Origin of the sequence: Gordonia metallireducens (genome assembly GCF_021245825.1) — a bacterium.
GTDB lineage: Bacteria > Actinomycetota > Actinomycetes > Mycobacteriales > Mycobacteriaceae > Gordonia > Gordonia namibiensis.
Genome location: NZ_JAJQJP010000001.1, coordinates 16,106 through 30,083 on the forward strand (window position 1 = coordinate 16,106; position 13,978 = coordinate 30,083).

11 protein-coding genes, 1 pseudogene and 1 riboswitch are annotated in these 13,978 nt (G+C 68.1%); of the genes and pseudogenes, 8 read left to right on the forward strand and 4 right to left on the reverse strand.

Annotated elements, in window-relative coordinates; all coding sequences use genetic code 11:
• Positions 1-223: 223 nt before the first annotated feature.
• The gene (thiD, locus tag LQD00_RS00080) at positions 224-1,081 is read right to left on the reverse strand and encodes a bifunctional hydroxymethylpyrimidine kinase/phosphomethylpyrimidine kinase (RefSeq protein ID WP_232715084.1); all 858 of its coding nucleotides are present in this window, start codon (positions 1,079-1,081) and stop codon (positions 224-226) included.
• Positions 1,078-2,754: a phosphomethylpyrimidine synthase ThiC gene (gene thiC / locus LQD00_RS00085; protein WP_232715085.1), complete on the reverse strand. Its 1,677-nt coding sequence runs from the start codon at positions 2,752-2,754 to the stop codon at positions 1,078-1,080. The genes thiD and thiC overlap by 4 nt, the downstream gene beginning before the upstream one ends.
• Positions 2,746-2,860: riboswitch (TPP riboswitch) on the reverse strand. It overlaps the preceding gene by 9 nt.
• Positions 2,861-3,043: 183 nt before the next feature.
• Here thiC and LQD00_RS00090 point away from each other — a divergent pair.
• Positions 3,044-3,391: a GNAT family N-acetyltransferase gene (locus tag LQD00_RS00090; protein ID WP_232715087.1), complete on the forward strand. Its 348-nt coding sequence runs from the start codon at positions 3,044-3,046 to the stop codon at positions 3,389-3,391.
• 118 nt (positions 3,392-3,509) lie between these two features.
• On the forward strand, positions 3,510-5,015 hold the full coding sequence (locus LQD00_RS00095; RefSeq protein ID WP_232715088.1) for an aldehyde dehydrogenase family protein: 1,506 nt from the start codon (positions 3,510-3,512) through the stop codon (positions 5,013-5,015).
• A 59-nt stretch (positions 5,016-5,074) separates the two neighbouring features.
• Here LQD00_RS00095 and LQD00_RS00100 read toward each other — a convergent pair whose 3' ends face one another.
• Positions 5,075-6,628 (reverse strand): PucR family transcriptional regulator, encoded by a 1,554-nt coding sequence (locus LQD00_RS00100; protein ID WP_232715090.1) that lies wholly within the window; start codon positions 6,626-6,628, stop codon positions 5,075-5,077.
• An 85-nt stretch (positions 6,629-6,713) separates the two neighbouring features.
• A complete protein-coding gene (locus LQD00_RS00105; RefSeq protein WP_232715092.1) occupies positions 6,714-8,378 on the reverse strand; it encodes a (2,3-dihydroxybenzoyl)adenylate synthase in 1,665 nt (554 codons plus the stop codon).
• Between the two features lie 159 nt (positions 8,379-8,537).
• Between LQD00_RS00105 and LQD00_RS00110 the strand changes: the two genes are divergently transcribed.
• The 6 genes and pseudogenes from LQD00_RS00110 to LQD00_RS00135 form a co-directional block, all read left to right on the forward strand.
• Positions 8,538-9,908, forward strand: a complete 1,371-nt coding sequence (locus tag LQD00_RS00110) for a salicylate synthase (protein WP_232715093.1) — start codon at positions 8,538-8,540, stop codon at positions 9,906-9,908.
• Positions 9,909-9,956: 48 nt separating this feature from the next.
• Positions 9,957-10,205, forward strand: coding sequence for an acyl carrier protein (locus LQD00_RS00115; RefSeq protein WP_232715095.1), 249 nt, complete (start codon positions 9,957-9,959; stop codon positions 10,203-10,205).
• 29 nt (positions 10,206-10,234) lie between these two features.
• Entirely contained in the window at positions 10,235-11,401 is a 1,167-nt protein-coding gene (locus LQD00_RS00120) for an acyl-CoA dehydrogenase family protein (RefSeq protein ID WP_232715096.1), read from the forward strand.
• A 24-nt stretch (positions 11,402-11,425) separates the two neighbouring features.
• Entirely contained in the window at positions 11,426-12,730 is a 1,305-nt protein-coding gene (locus LQD00_RS00125) for a wax ester/triacylglycerol synthase domain-containing protein (protein ID WP_232715097.1), read from the forward strand.
• Positions 12,731-12,855: 125 nt separating this feature from the next.
• Positions 12,856-13,671: a hypothetical protein gene (locus LQD00_RS00130; RefSeq protein WP_232715099.1), complete on the forward strand. Its 816-nt coding sequence runs from the start codon at positions 12,856-12,858 to the stop codon at positions 13,669-13,671.
• Positions 13,672-13,696: 25 nt separating this feature from the next.
• Positions 13,697-13,978, forward strand: a pseudogene (locus tag LQD00_RS00135) (ABC transporter substrate-binding protein); the annotation flags it as partial.

The following is a 13,978-nucleotide window of genomic DNA, read 5'->3' on the forward strand; positions in this document are numbered from 1 at the left end:
GGTGCCTGAGGTGCGAGCGCAGCGCCCCCTCGCTGCCTGAGGTGCGAGCGCAGCGCCCCCTCGCTGCCTGAGGTGCGAGCGCAGCGCCCCCTCGCTCCCTGAGGTGCGAGCGCAGCGAGCCACGAAGGGCTGGCGACGTCGGCTCACCAGGCCTTCGTGGCTCGTCGCTTACGCTCCTCGCACCTCAGGCAGCAGGGGCTCACGCCTCAGAAGGCGGGGTGAGTCAGTGGTCGCCGCTCACCCGCCACAGCGGGTTCACCGGGCCGTGGCCGGCGCCCAACGGGTAGGCGGCGGCCAGGCCCCGGGTGACCCACTTCTTTGCGAAGGAGACCGCGTCGGGAACCGAATAACCGTGTGCCAGGGCACAGGTGATCGCCGCGGCGAGCGTGTCGCCGGCGCCGTGGTCGTGGGTCGTGTCGATGCGCTCGTGGTTGAGTTCGATGAACTCGGCGCCGTCGTAGAGCAGGTCGGGGGAGTGGTCGCAGGACCGTAGGTGTCCGCCTTTGACAAGCGCCCAGGCAGGTCCGAGATCGAACAACGCCTTCGCCGCGTCGCGCTGCGAGTCGGCGTCGACGACATCGATCCCGGTGATGAGCCGCACCTCGTCGAGGTTCGGCGTCACCAGCGTGGCGAGCGGGAAGAGGTTGTCGCGCAGCGTGTCCAGTGCCGAGTCGGCCAGCAGCTGGTTCCCGTGCATCGACGCACAGACCGGGTCGACGACCAGCGGTGAAGAACCGTCGCGACCGATGCCGCTCTCGGCGCACTGGGCGACGACGGCGTCGATGATCTCCGCCGAGGCCAGCATGCCGGTCTTGGCGGCCCCGATGCCGATGTCGTCGGCGACCGTGCGGATCTGGGCGGCGACTGTCTCCGGTTCGATCTCCTGGAAACCGCTGACGCCCAGCGAGTTCTGGACGGTCACCGCGGTGACCGCGACGCAGGCATGCAGGCCGAGCAGCGCGAACGTCCGCATGTCGGCCTGGATGCCGGCGCCGCCACCGGAATCCGATCCGGCGATGGTCAGGACGCGGACCGGCGTCGAACCCGGCGTCGCGACGGGCAGCAACTCGAACCCGGTCACGCAGAGCCTCCTGCGCTGCTCTCGAGGGGCAGGTAGACGCGGTTGCCGGCCTCGGCGAACTCGGCAGATTTCGCGGCCATCCCCTCGGCGATCTTCCGGTCGATGTCCTCGGCGGTCACCAGGTTGTTCTCCTCCGCGTAGGCGCGTACGTCGGCGGAGATCCGCATCGAGCAGAACTTGGGACCGCACATCGAGCAGAAGTGGGCGGTCTTCGCCGGCTCGGCGGGCAGGGTCTCGTCGTGGTACTCGCGGGCGGTGTCCGGGTCGAGGGCGAGGTTGAACTGGTCGATCCACCGGAACTCGAAGCGGGCCTTGCTCAATGCGTCGTCCCGTTCCTGTGCGCGGGGATGTTGCTTCGCGAGGTCCGCGGCGTGGGCGGCGATCTTGTACGTGATGACGCCGACCTTCACGTCGTCGCGGTCGGGCAGCCCCAGGTGCTCCTTGGGCGTCACGTAACAGAGCATGGCCGTTCCCGCCTGGGCGATCATCGCCGCACCGATCGCGGAGGTGATGTGGTCGTAGGCGGGTGCGATGTCGGTGGCCAGCGGTCCCAGCGTGTAGAAGGGCGCTTCTTCGCAGAGCTCTTCCTCGAGACGCACGTTCTCGGCGATCTTGTGCATCGGGACGTGCCCGGGACCCTCGATCATCACCTGCACGCCATGGGATTTGGCGATGGTCGTGAGTTCGCCGAGGGTGCGCAGTTCGGCGAACTGGGCCTCGTCGTTGGCGTCGGCGATGGACCCCGGCCGCAGACCGTCACCGAGCGAGAAGGTGATGTCGTACCGCGCGAAGATCTCGCACAGATCGTCGAAGTGGGTGTAAAGGAACGATTCCCGATGGTGTGCCAGACACCACGCGGCCATGATCGACCCGCCCCGCGAGACGATGCCGGTGACCCGCCGGGCGGTCAGCGGCACGTAGCGGAGCAGTACCCCGGCGTGCACCGTCATGTAGTCGACGCCCTGCTCGGCCTGCTCGATCACGGTGTCGCGGTAGATCTCCCACGTGAGGGCGACCGGGTCGCCATTCACCTTCTCGAGGGCCTGGTAGATCGGCACGGTACCGACGGGGACGGGGGAGTTGCGCAGGATCCACTCGCGGGTGGTGTGGATGTCGGCGCCGGTCGACAGGTCCATGATGGTGTCGGCGCCCCATCGGGTGGCCCACACCATCTTCTCGACCTCGTCGGCGATCGAGCTGCGCACCGCTGAATTCCCGATGTTCGCATTGACTTTCACCGCGAATCTCTTGCCGATGATCATCGGCTCCGACTCGGGGTGACGATGATTCGCCGGGATCACCGCGCGCCCGATGGCCACCTCGGAGCGGACCAGCTCGGGGTCGACGCCCTCGCGCGCCGCGATGAACCGCATCTCGTCGGTGATGATCCCTGCTTGCGCCCAGGCGAGTTGGGTGCTCGCTCCGTCGACGGGTTCCGGACGGTGCCATGCGTCGCGGGTCGGCGGCAGTCCGCGCTCCACGTCGATGACCGCATCGGAATCGGTGTACGGCCCGGAGGTGTCATAGACGTCGAGATGTTCACCGTTGGTGAGGAGGATTCGACGCTGCGGTACGCGAAGGTGGTCGACGGTGAGGTAGTGCTTGGAGCTTCCCTCGATCGGTCCGGTCGTCAGACCTGAAGTCGTGGGTGTGGTGGATACACGTGTGCCCATGATGGTTCTCCCTACGCCGGCATTACCCGGACAGGTTCGAGCGGTCGGCGACCGCCCGTCGCCATCTCAGCCCTCGGTCATCGTGAGAGCCCCCGCGTGTGTAGTTGTGTTGCGTTTGCCACCTTACATCGGCGGTCAACACCCGGTGCCGTGCACGGAAGATCACCGAGAGGTCTCGTCAGTTACGGATCCGTAAGGTACGGTGTGACCCTAGTCACAGGGGTCCTTACGTCGAGCCGCGGCGTCATGCCGGTGACCCGCCACAGTGATCACGTGAGGAGGCGTGTAGTTGCTACGCAAGAACCGGCATCGGCCGCCGCAGTCGGCTCGATCCATCCTGCAGCAGATCGCGCAGGTGGTTCACAACCCCGACCGCGAGAGGTTCGAACTCTGGGTCGCGGGAGATCTGGTCGGGGTGCTCGGCTACTCGACCGAGACCGTCGACGGTCAGACCACCATCACCGTCCTGCACACCGTGCTCTATGACGAATACAGCGGTCACGGGCTCGCCACCCGCCTGACCCGGACGGTCATCCACTTCGCCCGGGAACGCAACGCGCGGCTCCGGCCGGTGTGCTCGTTCACCAAGAACTATCTCGACCATCACCCGGGGATCGTGACGCTCGCTCCCGTATGAGGCGTGGGTCGATGTCCATTTCGGCGATCTAATGAGCACAACTTGTACATCACGGCGATGACCCGGTAGTACCTCTCGGGCGTACGGTTCGGCGGTGACCACGACCGTGAGGACATCGATGACTGCAGTGGTAGAGACGACCGTCGGCGACCCGCACCTCGAGCAGGTGCGCCGCTTGGTCAACCTCATCGACGGCCAGTGGGTTGAGGGTGAGGACACCCAGCTTGTCAGCACGAGTCCCACCTACCCCGATGTGGTGGTCGCCGAGGGGCGTCGTGCGAGTACTCGACAGGTCGACGCCGCCGTCGACGCGGCACGTCGCGGCTTCGCCGTCTGGTCGGAGATGACCACGCATGAACGCGGTGCAGTACTCATCAGGGCCGCCGGGATTCTCGAGCGCGACGCGGAGCGGCTGGGTGCCGAACTCACTCGTGAGGAGGGCAAGACGCTGGCCGAGGGGATCGGCGAGGTGCAGCGGGCGGCGCAGATCCTGCGCTACTACGGCGCCGAGGGTGATCGAGATGCGGGCGAGGTGTTCTCCTCGCCGCGCAAGGGTGAACGAATCCTGGTGACGCGCAAGCCGATCGGCACGGTCGGCGTGATCACGCCGTTCAACTTCCCGATCGCGATCCCGGCGTGGAAGATCGCTCCCGCGCTCATCTACGGCAACACGGTGGTGTGGAAACCGGCCGAAACGGTACCCCTTCTCGCAGTGCGTCTGGCGCAGGCCCTGGTCGAGGCCGGACTGCCGGCGGGAGTTCTGAACCTGACCGTCGGTGACCGCGCGATCGGCAACAGCATCGTCAATCATCCAGGCATCGATGCGATCACCTTCACCGGTTCGACCGCAGTCGGGCGGGGGATCGCGGCGGCCGCGGCCTCGCGCGGCGTACCGGTGCAGGCCGAGATGGGTGGGAAGAACGCGGCGATCGTGCTCGGCGACGCGGATCTCGACCTGGCGGTGCAGCAGATCATGCTCGGGGCGTTCCGCTCGACCGGGCAGAAGTGCACGGCCACATCACGACTCGTCGTCACTGATGACGTGGCCGACGAACTGCTCGCTGCACTGAGCAAGGCGGCCGCCGATCTGGTGGTGGGTGACCCTCTGGATGCGTCGACCGAGATGGGCCCCGTGATCACCGCGTCGGCCCACGACAGCATCCGCAGCGGCATCGCCGGCGCGATCGAGCAAGGGGCCACCGTGCTCAACGGCGGTGATCACGCACCCGTCGAGGCGCCCGAGTCCGGCTACTTCCTGTCGCCGACCATCCTCGAGCTGCCGTCACCGGATCTCAACATCTGGCGTGACGAGCTGTTCGGGCCGGTTCTGTCGGTCGTCCGGGTGAGCTCGGTCGACGAGGCCTTCCGCGTCGCCGACGACGGGGAATATGGTTTGTCCGCAGCGCTTTTCACCCAGGACCTCACGCGGGCCCTGGCGGCGGTCGACGACATCGACGTCGGCATCCTGCACGTCAACTCCGAATCGGCCGGGGCTGATCCGCACGTGCCCTTCGGCGGCGCGAAGAAGAGCGGGTACGGCTCCAAGGAACAGGGCCGCGCGGCACGGGAGTTCTTCACCCACACGACGACGGTCTACCTCCGCGGAGGTACAACCCGCGTCTGAGGTCGGCGTCACCGATTAGCGGACCGGTTGCGTGCCGTCTGCCCCGTAGCTTTCGCGCGTCAGTCGTTGTGAAGGATGTCGAGAAGTTCACGCGCCTTGACCGCGATCCACAGTTCCGCCCGGACCTCGGCCGAGTCGAGGTCGCGCCGCAGGAGCTGACCGACCTTGGTCATCCGATTGCGCATGGTGTGCCGATGAACACCGAGTTCTGTTGCGGCGCTCTCGATGTGCGTGTCGTGCTGGAGCCAGGCGCGCAGTGCGGTGACGAGATTCAACGGCGAGCTGTGTGTGGCGTCGTAGTCCTCGAGCGGTCCCAGGAGGATTCGCGACATCGCCGACAGTTCGTCGGGAGAGCGGCCGCTCAACAACATCGAGAACGTGCCCATGTCCGAGAAGTCGACGACCGGCGTCTGTGCCGGGCCGAGTCGCAGTGCAGCTGTCGCCTGACGGAGACTGTCTGAGGCATCGGTGATCGCGGCGGGTGCCCCCAGTCCCGCGCGCAGAGGCCGCCCGAGCTGTGCGCCGAGTTGCGTGACGAATTCGGTGACCCACTCCACCGTGCGGTCGGCGGCGACGATGACGAACAGGACTTTTTCCTGCGGTGTCATCAGGTACGGAACGGATTGCCGCGCAAACAGTCCGGCGATCTCCCGCTGAGCGGGCAGCAACGGACCAACGTCGGTCAGCGCGACCGCGACGACGCGCGCGTCCTGGTCGAAGCCGAAGTACCGGAGCAGGCTGATGTCGAGTTCGGGGCCGAGGTCGATCAGGGCTCGGGCGACGGCCGTACGAAGCCGCTGCTCGGCATCGACCACCTTCGCCGGCTTGCCCAGTTCGATCGACAGCAGGGCGACCGCGTGGGCCACGAGGAGGCGCTCCTCGGGCTGCAGCGCAACCGCCGATCCCACTGCGAGATAGCCGTTGGACTCCTGCGCGACGGACACGCTCTGCACCAGGTACGCCCCGTGTTCGTCGGTGAAGGCGCTGCTCATCTGCTGTCGGCGTCCGGGTCCGCGTGGCGCGGAACCCGCGACGGTTCGCGCGTGCGCGAGCAGGCGTGCGACGTCCTTTCCGTGCACCGACAGCGCCCTGCCGGCGGAGTCGACGAGCGCTGCGGAGCAAGAGAGTGCGCGACCCAGCGTCGAGATCAGTTGGGGGATACCGCCGCGCAGGATGGCGCGCGCGAGCTTGTCCTGCTGGTCCACCACCCGCTGCACCGCCCGTACCTGGTCGGCGGTCAGCTCGTCGATCACCGCGCGGGTGATCGCGATGAACGGGGTGGGGGGAGGCACCGAAAGGATGGGGAGACCCAGTGCGTCGCCGGCGGCGCGAATGCCTTCAGGGACGGCATCGAAGGTGGTCCCGGTGTCGACGGCGAGTGCGGCCGCACTCGCCTGCGCGAGGCGCGAGACGTACTCGAACTGCTGCGCGTCCGAGGAGCCGATCGGTAGACCTGTGGTCATGACCAGCTCGCCGCCGGTGATCCATGGGGCGGGGTCGGCGAGCTCGATCGCGTGCGCCCATTCGATCACCCGATCCGCGCCCTCGTGTCCACCCACGAGAGTGAGTCCCAGGTCGGTGTTCTGGGCGAGACGCCGCACGGTCAAGGCCACGGCGACTCATCTCCTCGCAGGTCGGCGGACGGCCGGAGTCGTCCATCTGTGCGTCAGAGCATAGCGAGGGCGCCGGGAGTAGAGGTCATCCCGCTGAGGACACCAGCTGCTCTCGTAGAACCTTCTTGTCGATCTTGCCGACGGCTGTGACGGGCAGGGTCCGCACGACGCGGACGACGTCGGGCAGCTTGAACGACGCGAGGCCGCGGTCGGCGAGGAACGTGCGGAGCGTGGCCAGCTCGAGCGGCTGGGCCGGCGGATGGTCGTGGGAGAGCACGACAGCGGCGCAGATCTTCTCGCCCAGCGCGTCGTCGGGCAGCCCGACCACCGCGACCTGCCGCACGGAGGAGTGTGCGAGCAGGTTCTCCTCGACGTCGTCGGCGGCCACGTTCTCACCGGCCCGGACGATGGTGTCCTTGATACGACCGGTCACCGAGAGGTGTCCCGACGGCAGCCGGGTCACCTTGTCGCCCGACCGGTAGAAGCCGTCGGGGGTGAAGGACTTCTCGTTGTGCGCGTCGGCCCGGTAGTACCCGCGGATCGTGTACGGGCCGCGAACGAGCAGTTCACCTTCTTCGCCGTCGGGGACGTCGGCGCCCTCCTCGTCCACGACGCGCACCTCGTCGAACTCCGACATCGGCGAGCCCTGGACCTCATGCACGAGATCCCGCGGCTCGTCGGGCCGGGTGTAGCAGATGAGGCCCTCGGCCATGCCGAACACCTGTTGGACCACGTTTCCGAGTGCCTCGTCGAGGGCGACCGCGTCCGGGTGGGCGAGCTTGGCGCCGCCGACCTGCAGAAGCCGCAGGGAACTGATGTCCGCGGGCTCCCACTCGGTCGCCGCGCACCACAGCTGTGCGAGGGCGGGGACCAGCGCGGTCACCGTGACGCGGTGCCGTTCGATGAGGTCGAAGGTGTTGTCGGGGCTCGGGTTGTCGGTGAAGACGACGTGGCCGCCGACGCCGAGGACGCCGAGGATGCCCGGGCAGCACAGCGGGAAGTTGTGGGCCGCCGGCAATGCGACGAGGTAGGTGTCGTCGGCGGTCAATTCCGCGACCTCGGCCGACAGTCGTGCGTTGAGGTCGTAGTCGTCATGCGTGCGCGCGATCAGCTTGGGCAGACCGGTGGTACCGCCCGAGACCAGGAACAGGGCCGGGAGTTCGGCGCTCGGCGGGACCGGGAGATCGATCGACGCGGGGTCCGCCTCGGGTGCCGCTGCGAACGGGCCGGGATCGCCGGAGATGAACACCTGCGCGATGGCCGGGACGCGGGACTGCAGCTCGGTGGCGAGATCCCGGAAGTCGAAGCCCCGTCGACCGTCCTCGCCGATGTAGGCGACGGCCCCGGCGCCGGCGGCGAGGTGGGCGATCTCGGTGATCCGGTGCGCGGGCAGGGTCATGACCGGCGCGACGCCCGCGCGGAGCAGACCGAGCAGATTCACGACGAACTCGAGCGAGTTGTTCTGCTGGAGGACGACGCGTTCTCCGGGGCGGAGTCCGGCGTCGACGAAACCGGCCGCGCGACGTAGCGAGGCCTCGCGCAGTTCGGAGTAGGTGAGCGTCTGCGGCCCGTCGATGGAGGCATCGGTGACGGCCGGGGCGTCGGGGGCGCGGTCGACACTGGCGTCGAAGCCGGTGAACAGTGGGAGTCCGCGGAACAGTCCGGCGTCGCGGTAGCGGTCTGCCTGGGCGTCGGCGTACGGGGTGAAACCGTCGAGCAGGTCGGTCGCGTGGTCCTGAGGCGTCGGCATGGGTCCCATTCAAACACAGGCAGGATAGGGTAACCTTACCGGCCGGTCGGGGTGGTGGATTCGTACGCTACGCCGCCCACCTGGACGGTCTGTTTGATTAGGCTGCCCTAATATCTCTAGGATCACTGGTGCTGCCGCCCACGACCGGAGGACAAGGACATGTCGCTGACGACCGACTCGCGGACATCGAGGATCGATGCTGCGGAACTCGGCCTCGACGGGGCTGCCGGCCTGATCGCTCCGGCGACACCGCTCACCGAGACGGTGGCCGCCCGGATCGCGGCGGCCTGGGCCGGTTCCGGCGAGTTCGGCGACCACGTCGTCTACGAGCGCAACCGTCGATGGGCCTTCGCCGCGGGCGTCCGCGTGCGTGTCGTCGTCACCCGCCGCGAGATCATCGTCGACGACCAGGGTCGCCGGACGGCCACCGCATGGCACGGTGACCCGGCCGATGCTCTGGCCGCAGCGACAGAGTCGCTGTCGGTCGCCGATTGGCGTCTCTACGGGTGGGTCGGTTTCGACTTCTGCGCGCCGTACCACGGTATCCTCGAACGCGTTCCCGACGACACGGTGCTCGCGCACCTGATCGTTCCCGAGTTCGAGGCCTTCGTCGACGCGGATGGGGTGGACACCGGCACCGCCGACCCGGAGCGAGCTCGTCGCCTCCTCGAGATCGCCGCAGCCGCAGGCGACCCCGGGACGTCGCGGCCCGTCGACGTGCGGGTCGACACCGAGGACTACCGCGGCCGCGTCGCCGCCGCCGTCTCCGAGATCGCGGCCGGTCGCTACCAGAAGGTCATCCTCTCCCGCGCGGTGGACATCCCCTTCGCGGTCGACATCCCCGCCACCTATGCCCGCGGCCGTGCGGACAACACCCCGGCACGTTCCTATCTGCTCTCGCTCGGCGACCTCTCGGCTGCCGGGTTCAGCCCCGAACTCGTGGTCGCGGTGCACGCCGACCGCACCGTCGTCACCGAACCCCTGGCCGGGACAAGGGCTTTCGGGATCTCTGCAGACCACGACGCCGCCGCTCGGGCCGAACTCCTCGGCGACGCCAAGGAAGTCGCCGAACATGCGATGTCGGTGCGCGCCTGCTACGACGAGATCGCCTCGATCTCGGCCGCCCAGACGACAGCGGTCAGCACGTTCATGGAGGTGCGGGAGCGCGGCAGCGTCCAACATCTGGCCTCGACGGTGAAGGGCACCCTCGCCGAGGGTGAATCACCCTGGCGTGCCCTCGAAGTCGTATTCCCGTCGATCACCGCGTCCGGAGTGCCCAAGACCGCGGCCGTCGACGCCATCGACCGCCTCGAGTCCCGGCGGCGCGGGCCGTACTCCGGCGCGGTCCTCGTCGCGTCGTCGTCGGGTGAACTCGAGGCGACGCTCGCCCTGCGCACCGTCTTCTCGTCCGGCGGCAAGGCGTGGCTGCGGGCTGGCGCCGGCATCGTCGCGCAGTCGACGCCGGAACGCGAGTTCGAGGAGACCTGCGAGAAACTGGGCAGCGTCGCCCCGTACGTCATCCCACGCTGACCGGCCGTTACGTTCGAAGTACCACCCGATCCCACCAGGAGTCATCACATGTCCGACCACATCACCGAAGCGCTGCACGGCATCCTCACCGAGGACCTCGACCTCGCGCTCGGCGAGGTCACCCGCGACTCGCGGCTGATCGACGACCTGGGCCTCGACTCGGTGGCGTTCGCCATCGGCGTCGTCGCGATCGAAGAGCGTCTGGGTGTGAAGCTATCCGAACGCGAGCTCTTCGAGTCCGAGACGGTCGGCGATCTCGAGGATCTCGTCCGCGCGAAGGCCGGGACGCCGGCCTGAGCCGGAACGAGATACGAGTCGGGGGAGAGGTGAGCGTGGACACCGGAGTGCAGACGTACGCAGAATTGCTGGACGAGGCGTTCGACGAGAAGGTCGCCGCGTGGACGGCCCAGGCCGAGAGCGATCACCGATTCCCGCGACCGCTGCTCGAACACCTCGGTGAGGCAGGGGTTTTCGCCCGCAAGTGGGAAGACCGAAAGCTCACCGACCTCCACGACCACTTCGCTCTCGGCCGTCATCTCGGCTCGCTGGGCTCGGCCGCGATCGGCGTCGGTGTCAGCCTGCATGATTCGGCCATCGCCATCCTCCGCCGTTTCGGGCGGAACGACTTCTTGAAGGACCTGGCGCAGCGGGCGATGGCCACCGACGCCGTCCTGTGCATCGGTGCGTCCGAGGAACAGGGCGGTTCGGATCTACAGAACTCGGAGACACGGATCTTTGCCGAGGACGGCGGCTATCGGGTCGTCGGCGCCAAGAAGTTCGTCTCGCTCTCGCCGATCGCGGACCACATGTTCGTCGTGTGCCGCGGCGTCGAGGACGGCCCCGACACCGGCGGCAACGTCGCGCTGGCCGCCGTGCCGATCGACAAGGTCGACGTCGGTGCGCCGTACGAGAAGCTGGGCGCCGGACCGCTCGACACCGCGCCGGTCACCATCGATACCTGGATTCCCGAGGAGGCGCTGATCGCCCGGCCGGGAACGGGGCTGGCGGTCATCAGCTGGGGGCTTGCGCACGAACGCTATTCGGTCGCCGCGCAGATCGCGGCCGCGTGCGAGGTGATGCTCGGCGTGACGCTCGCCCGCATGATGGAACGCACGCAATTCGGTAAGAAGCTCTACGACCATCAGGCGCTTCGTCTGCGGCTCGCGGATCTGCAGGCCCGCGTCGACGTGCTGAGCTACTCGCTCGACGGCGTCGCTGCCGGGGGAAAGATCAACCTGCGCACCGCCGCTGCGCTCAAGGCGACCGCGGCGAACCTCGGCGAGGAGGTCGCCTCGGAGTGCCTGCACATCTTCGGCGGGATCGGTTATCTCGAGACCGAGACGCCGATCGGACGCTGGTGGCGCGACATGAAGCTCGCTCGCGTCGGCGGCGGCACTGACGAGGTGCTGTGGGAACTGGTCGCGGCGGCCATGAAACCCGATACCGAGCGTTACCAGCAGTTCTTCCCCCGTTCTCTCAACCAGGCGCCCTGAGCGTCCCTCATCCAGGCGGTCACCATGAACAGCCCAGTCACCACTCCGGCCGACGCGCGCGTCACCGAACTCGCACCACCGGACCACACCTACCTGCACATGGACACCGACAGTCGGCCCATGCACTGGTCGATGATCCTCCAACTCGACACCGGTGGAACGCTTCTCGGCCTCGACGAAGTACGTGCCCGGGTGCGGGATCGAGGACGGTTGTTCGAGATCTTCCGGCTGGGTGTGAAGAACGGCCGGTGGCGGAAGCCCGAGGTGGTGCTCGCCGACGAAAACTGGGATGCTGGCGAACACGTCTCGGAACTCGGATTCACCGACCGTGAGCATCTGCAGCGCCGCGTCTCCGAGCTCCTCGAGACGCCGCTGCCCCGGCCGCGCCCGTTCTGGGACATCACGCTGTTCACCCCGTCTGCCGGCGCCGAGGGGGTCGGTCAGTGGGTGCTGCTGCGCGTGCACCACAGCATCTCCGACGGCATCGCCGGTGCGGCTTTCGCGGCGCTGCTCGCCGACGGTGAACCCGAGGACCTCGCCGAGTTCGAGCGCTTCGCCACCAGCCCGCGGTTCCACATCAGCGGTATCGACCCGGAGAAGCTGGGGGAGGCCAAGTCGGCGTTCAACGACCAACATGCGGCCGGCGGCGGCAAGAAGCGCGCCTGGCCGAGTCTGACGAAGTCGGGGCGTCGTGAACACGCACTCTTCAGTACGTCCACCCGCGCCCTGCGCAAGGCCGCCAAGGCCAACGACTCCAGCGTGCACGAGTTCGTGCTCGGGGCCATCGGACGCGCGCTCAGCATCGACCCGCCCGCGTCGCCGCAGGCCGAGGTCCTCCGCGTGACCCTGCCGGTGACTCTCGACCAGGAGTTCCGGCACACCGGCAATGCGGTCTCGGTGGCACTGCTCAACCTGCCCGGCAACGAAACGGACCTGTCGCAGCAGATCGGCCGGGCGCGCAGCGAGCTGGCGACCATCGCCGAGCGTCGGCCGGAGCTCTACCTCGCCGCGGCCGACGACCTGCCGCGGGCGCCGCTCTGGGGCCTGCAGCGGGCGATCGTGAACGCCTCGATGAGCCACATGCACCCGGACATCCACATCGGGATCAACCCGGGCTTCTCCCGGGTGCGGTCGGTCCTCGGTAAACCCATCGTGAGCCTGACGCCGCTGTCGCCGCTGGCCGGCTACTCCTTCTCGGTGACCGTCCTGATCCTCGGCAACACGACGACCTTCGGCATCGTCACCGACGCCCAGGCGCTTCCCGGGTACGCACAGAAGTTCGTGGAGACGTTCGACAAGGTCCTCACCGAGGCCCTACCGTCAGCATGAAGACGAGGCGAGCTTAGGCTTGCCTAGGAAGTCCTTCCCCCCGGGGAACGATCAGCACGTGGACATGCGCATCCAGGCGTTCCACGGCACAAGTGAACGACACAGCAGAAAACACGGAGAACACCATGCAGAACGATGTCGGCTACCAGGACCCGGCCTACGTGGATGAGACCCACGAACCGGAAGCGGGCCCGGAGAAGCGCTCGGGTGGGATCAACATCCCGACCGTGCTGGCATCGGCAGGTGTGGCGGCGGTGATCTCGGCGATCATCGTGACTATCGGTGTGGTCGGCCTGATGGTCGGCGACCGCAACGACTCGGCGAACGCGGCGCAGCCGACCGTCGTGAACCTCGGTTCCGCGCAGACTCCGCAACAGCAGCAGGGCCTGGTGGGTCCGGCCGCCAATCAGCCGCCGGCCGCCGCGCCCGGTGAGCCCGCCCCGGCCGTGGCGCCCGCACCCGCGGCCACCGAAAACGTGCCCGAGAGCGGCGGCATCGTCGGCGCCGGGCCCGACGCCGCACCCGCACCTGCACCGGCTCCCACGCCGGGTACCTCGGCCGCGCCGACCCAGCAGGCTGTCGCGGCCCCGACCGCGCTCACGCCCGGCCAGCTCAACACCAAGGTGAAGACGGTCATGAACTCGCGCGGCAACCGTGCCGCACGTGCCGCCGAACTCCAGGGCGGCGAACGCGCCCTGCGTCAGCTCGACGCCGTCGCCCAGGCGATCACCACCTACGGCAACGTCGGACTCAGCTACCAGATGGTCGGCCCGGTGCAGGTCAGCGGCACCAAGATGACTGCCCCCCTGCAGATCAGCGTCGTCGGCCGGGGCAGCCAGAACCGTGCGATGACCTGGGTGTGGAGCGGCGACAAGTGGAAGCTGTCGAACAGCAGCGTCTGCCTCATCGCCAGCTTCGTCCTGCTGCCCTGCTCGCTCTGACACCCGACCGTTCTGGAGAACTGACGTGAAAACACGACTTCGTCTGGGCGCGCTCCTCGCGGGCGCGCTGATGTCCGCCGGCCTCCTTGCCGGATGCTCGAGTTCGGATGAGTCGACCGGTGGTTCGGTGCAGCTGAATCTGCCCGACGGGCGCTCGGTGACGATCCCGGAGACGCCGAAGCGCATCGTCACCCTCGGTGACCAGTGGACCGACGTGGCGCTGTCGTTCGGTGTGACCCCGGTCGGTTACTACGACTACTCGAAGTCGGCCACCGGCGAACTGCAGCCCTGGTACGGCCAGAAGCTC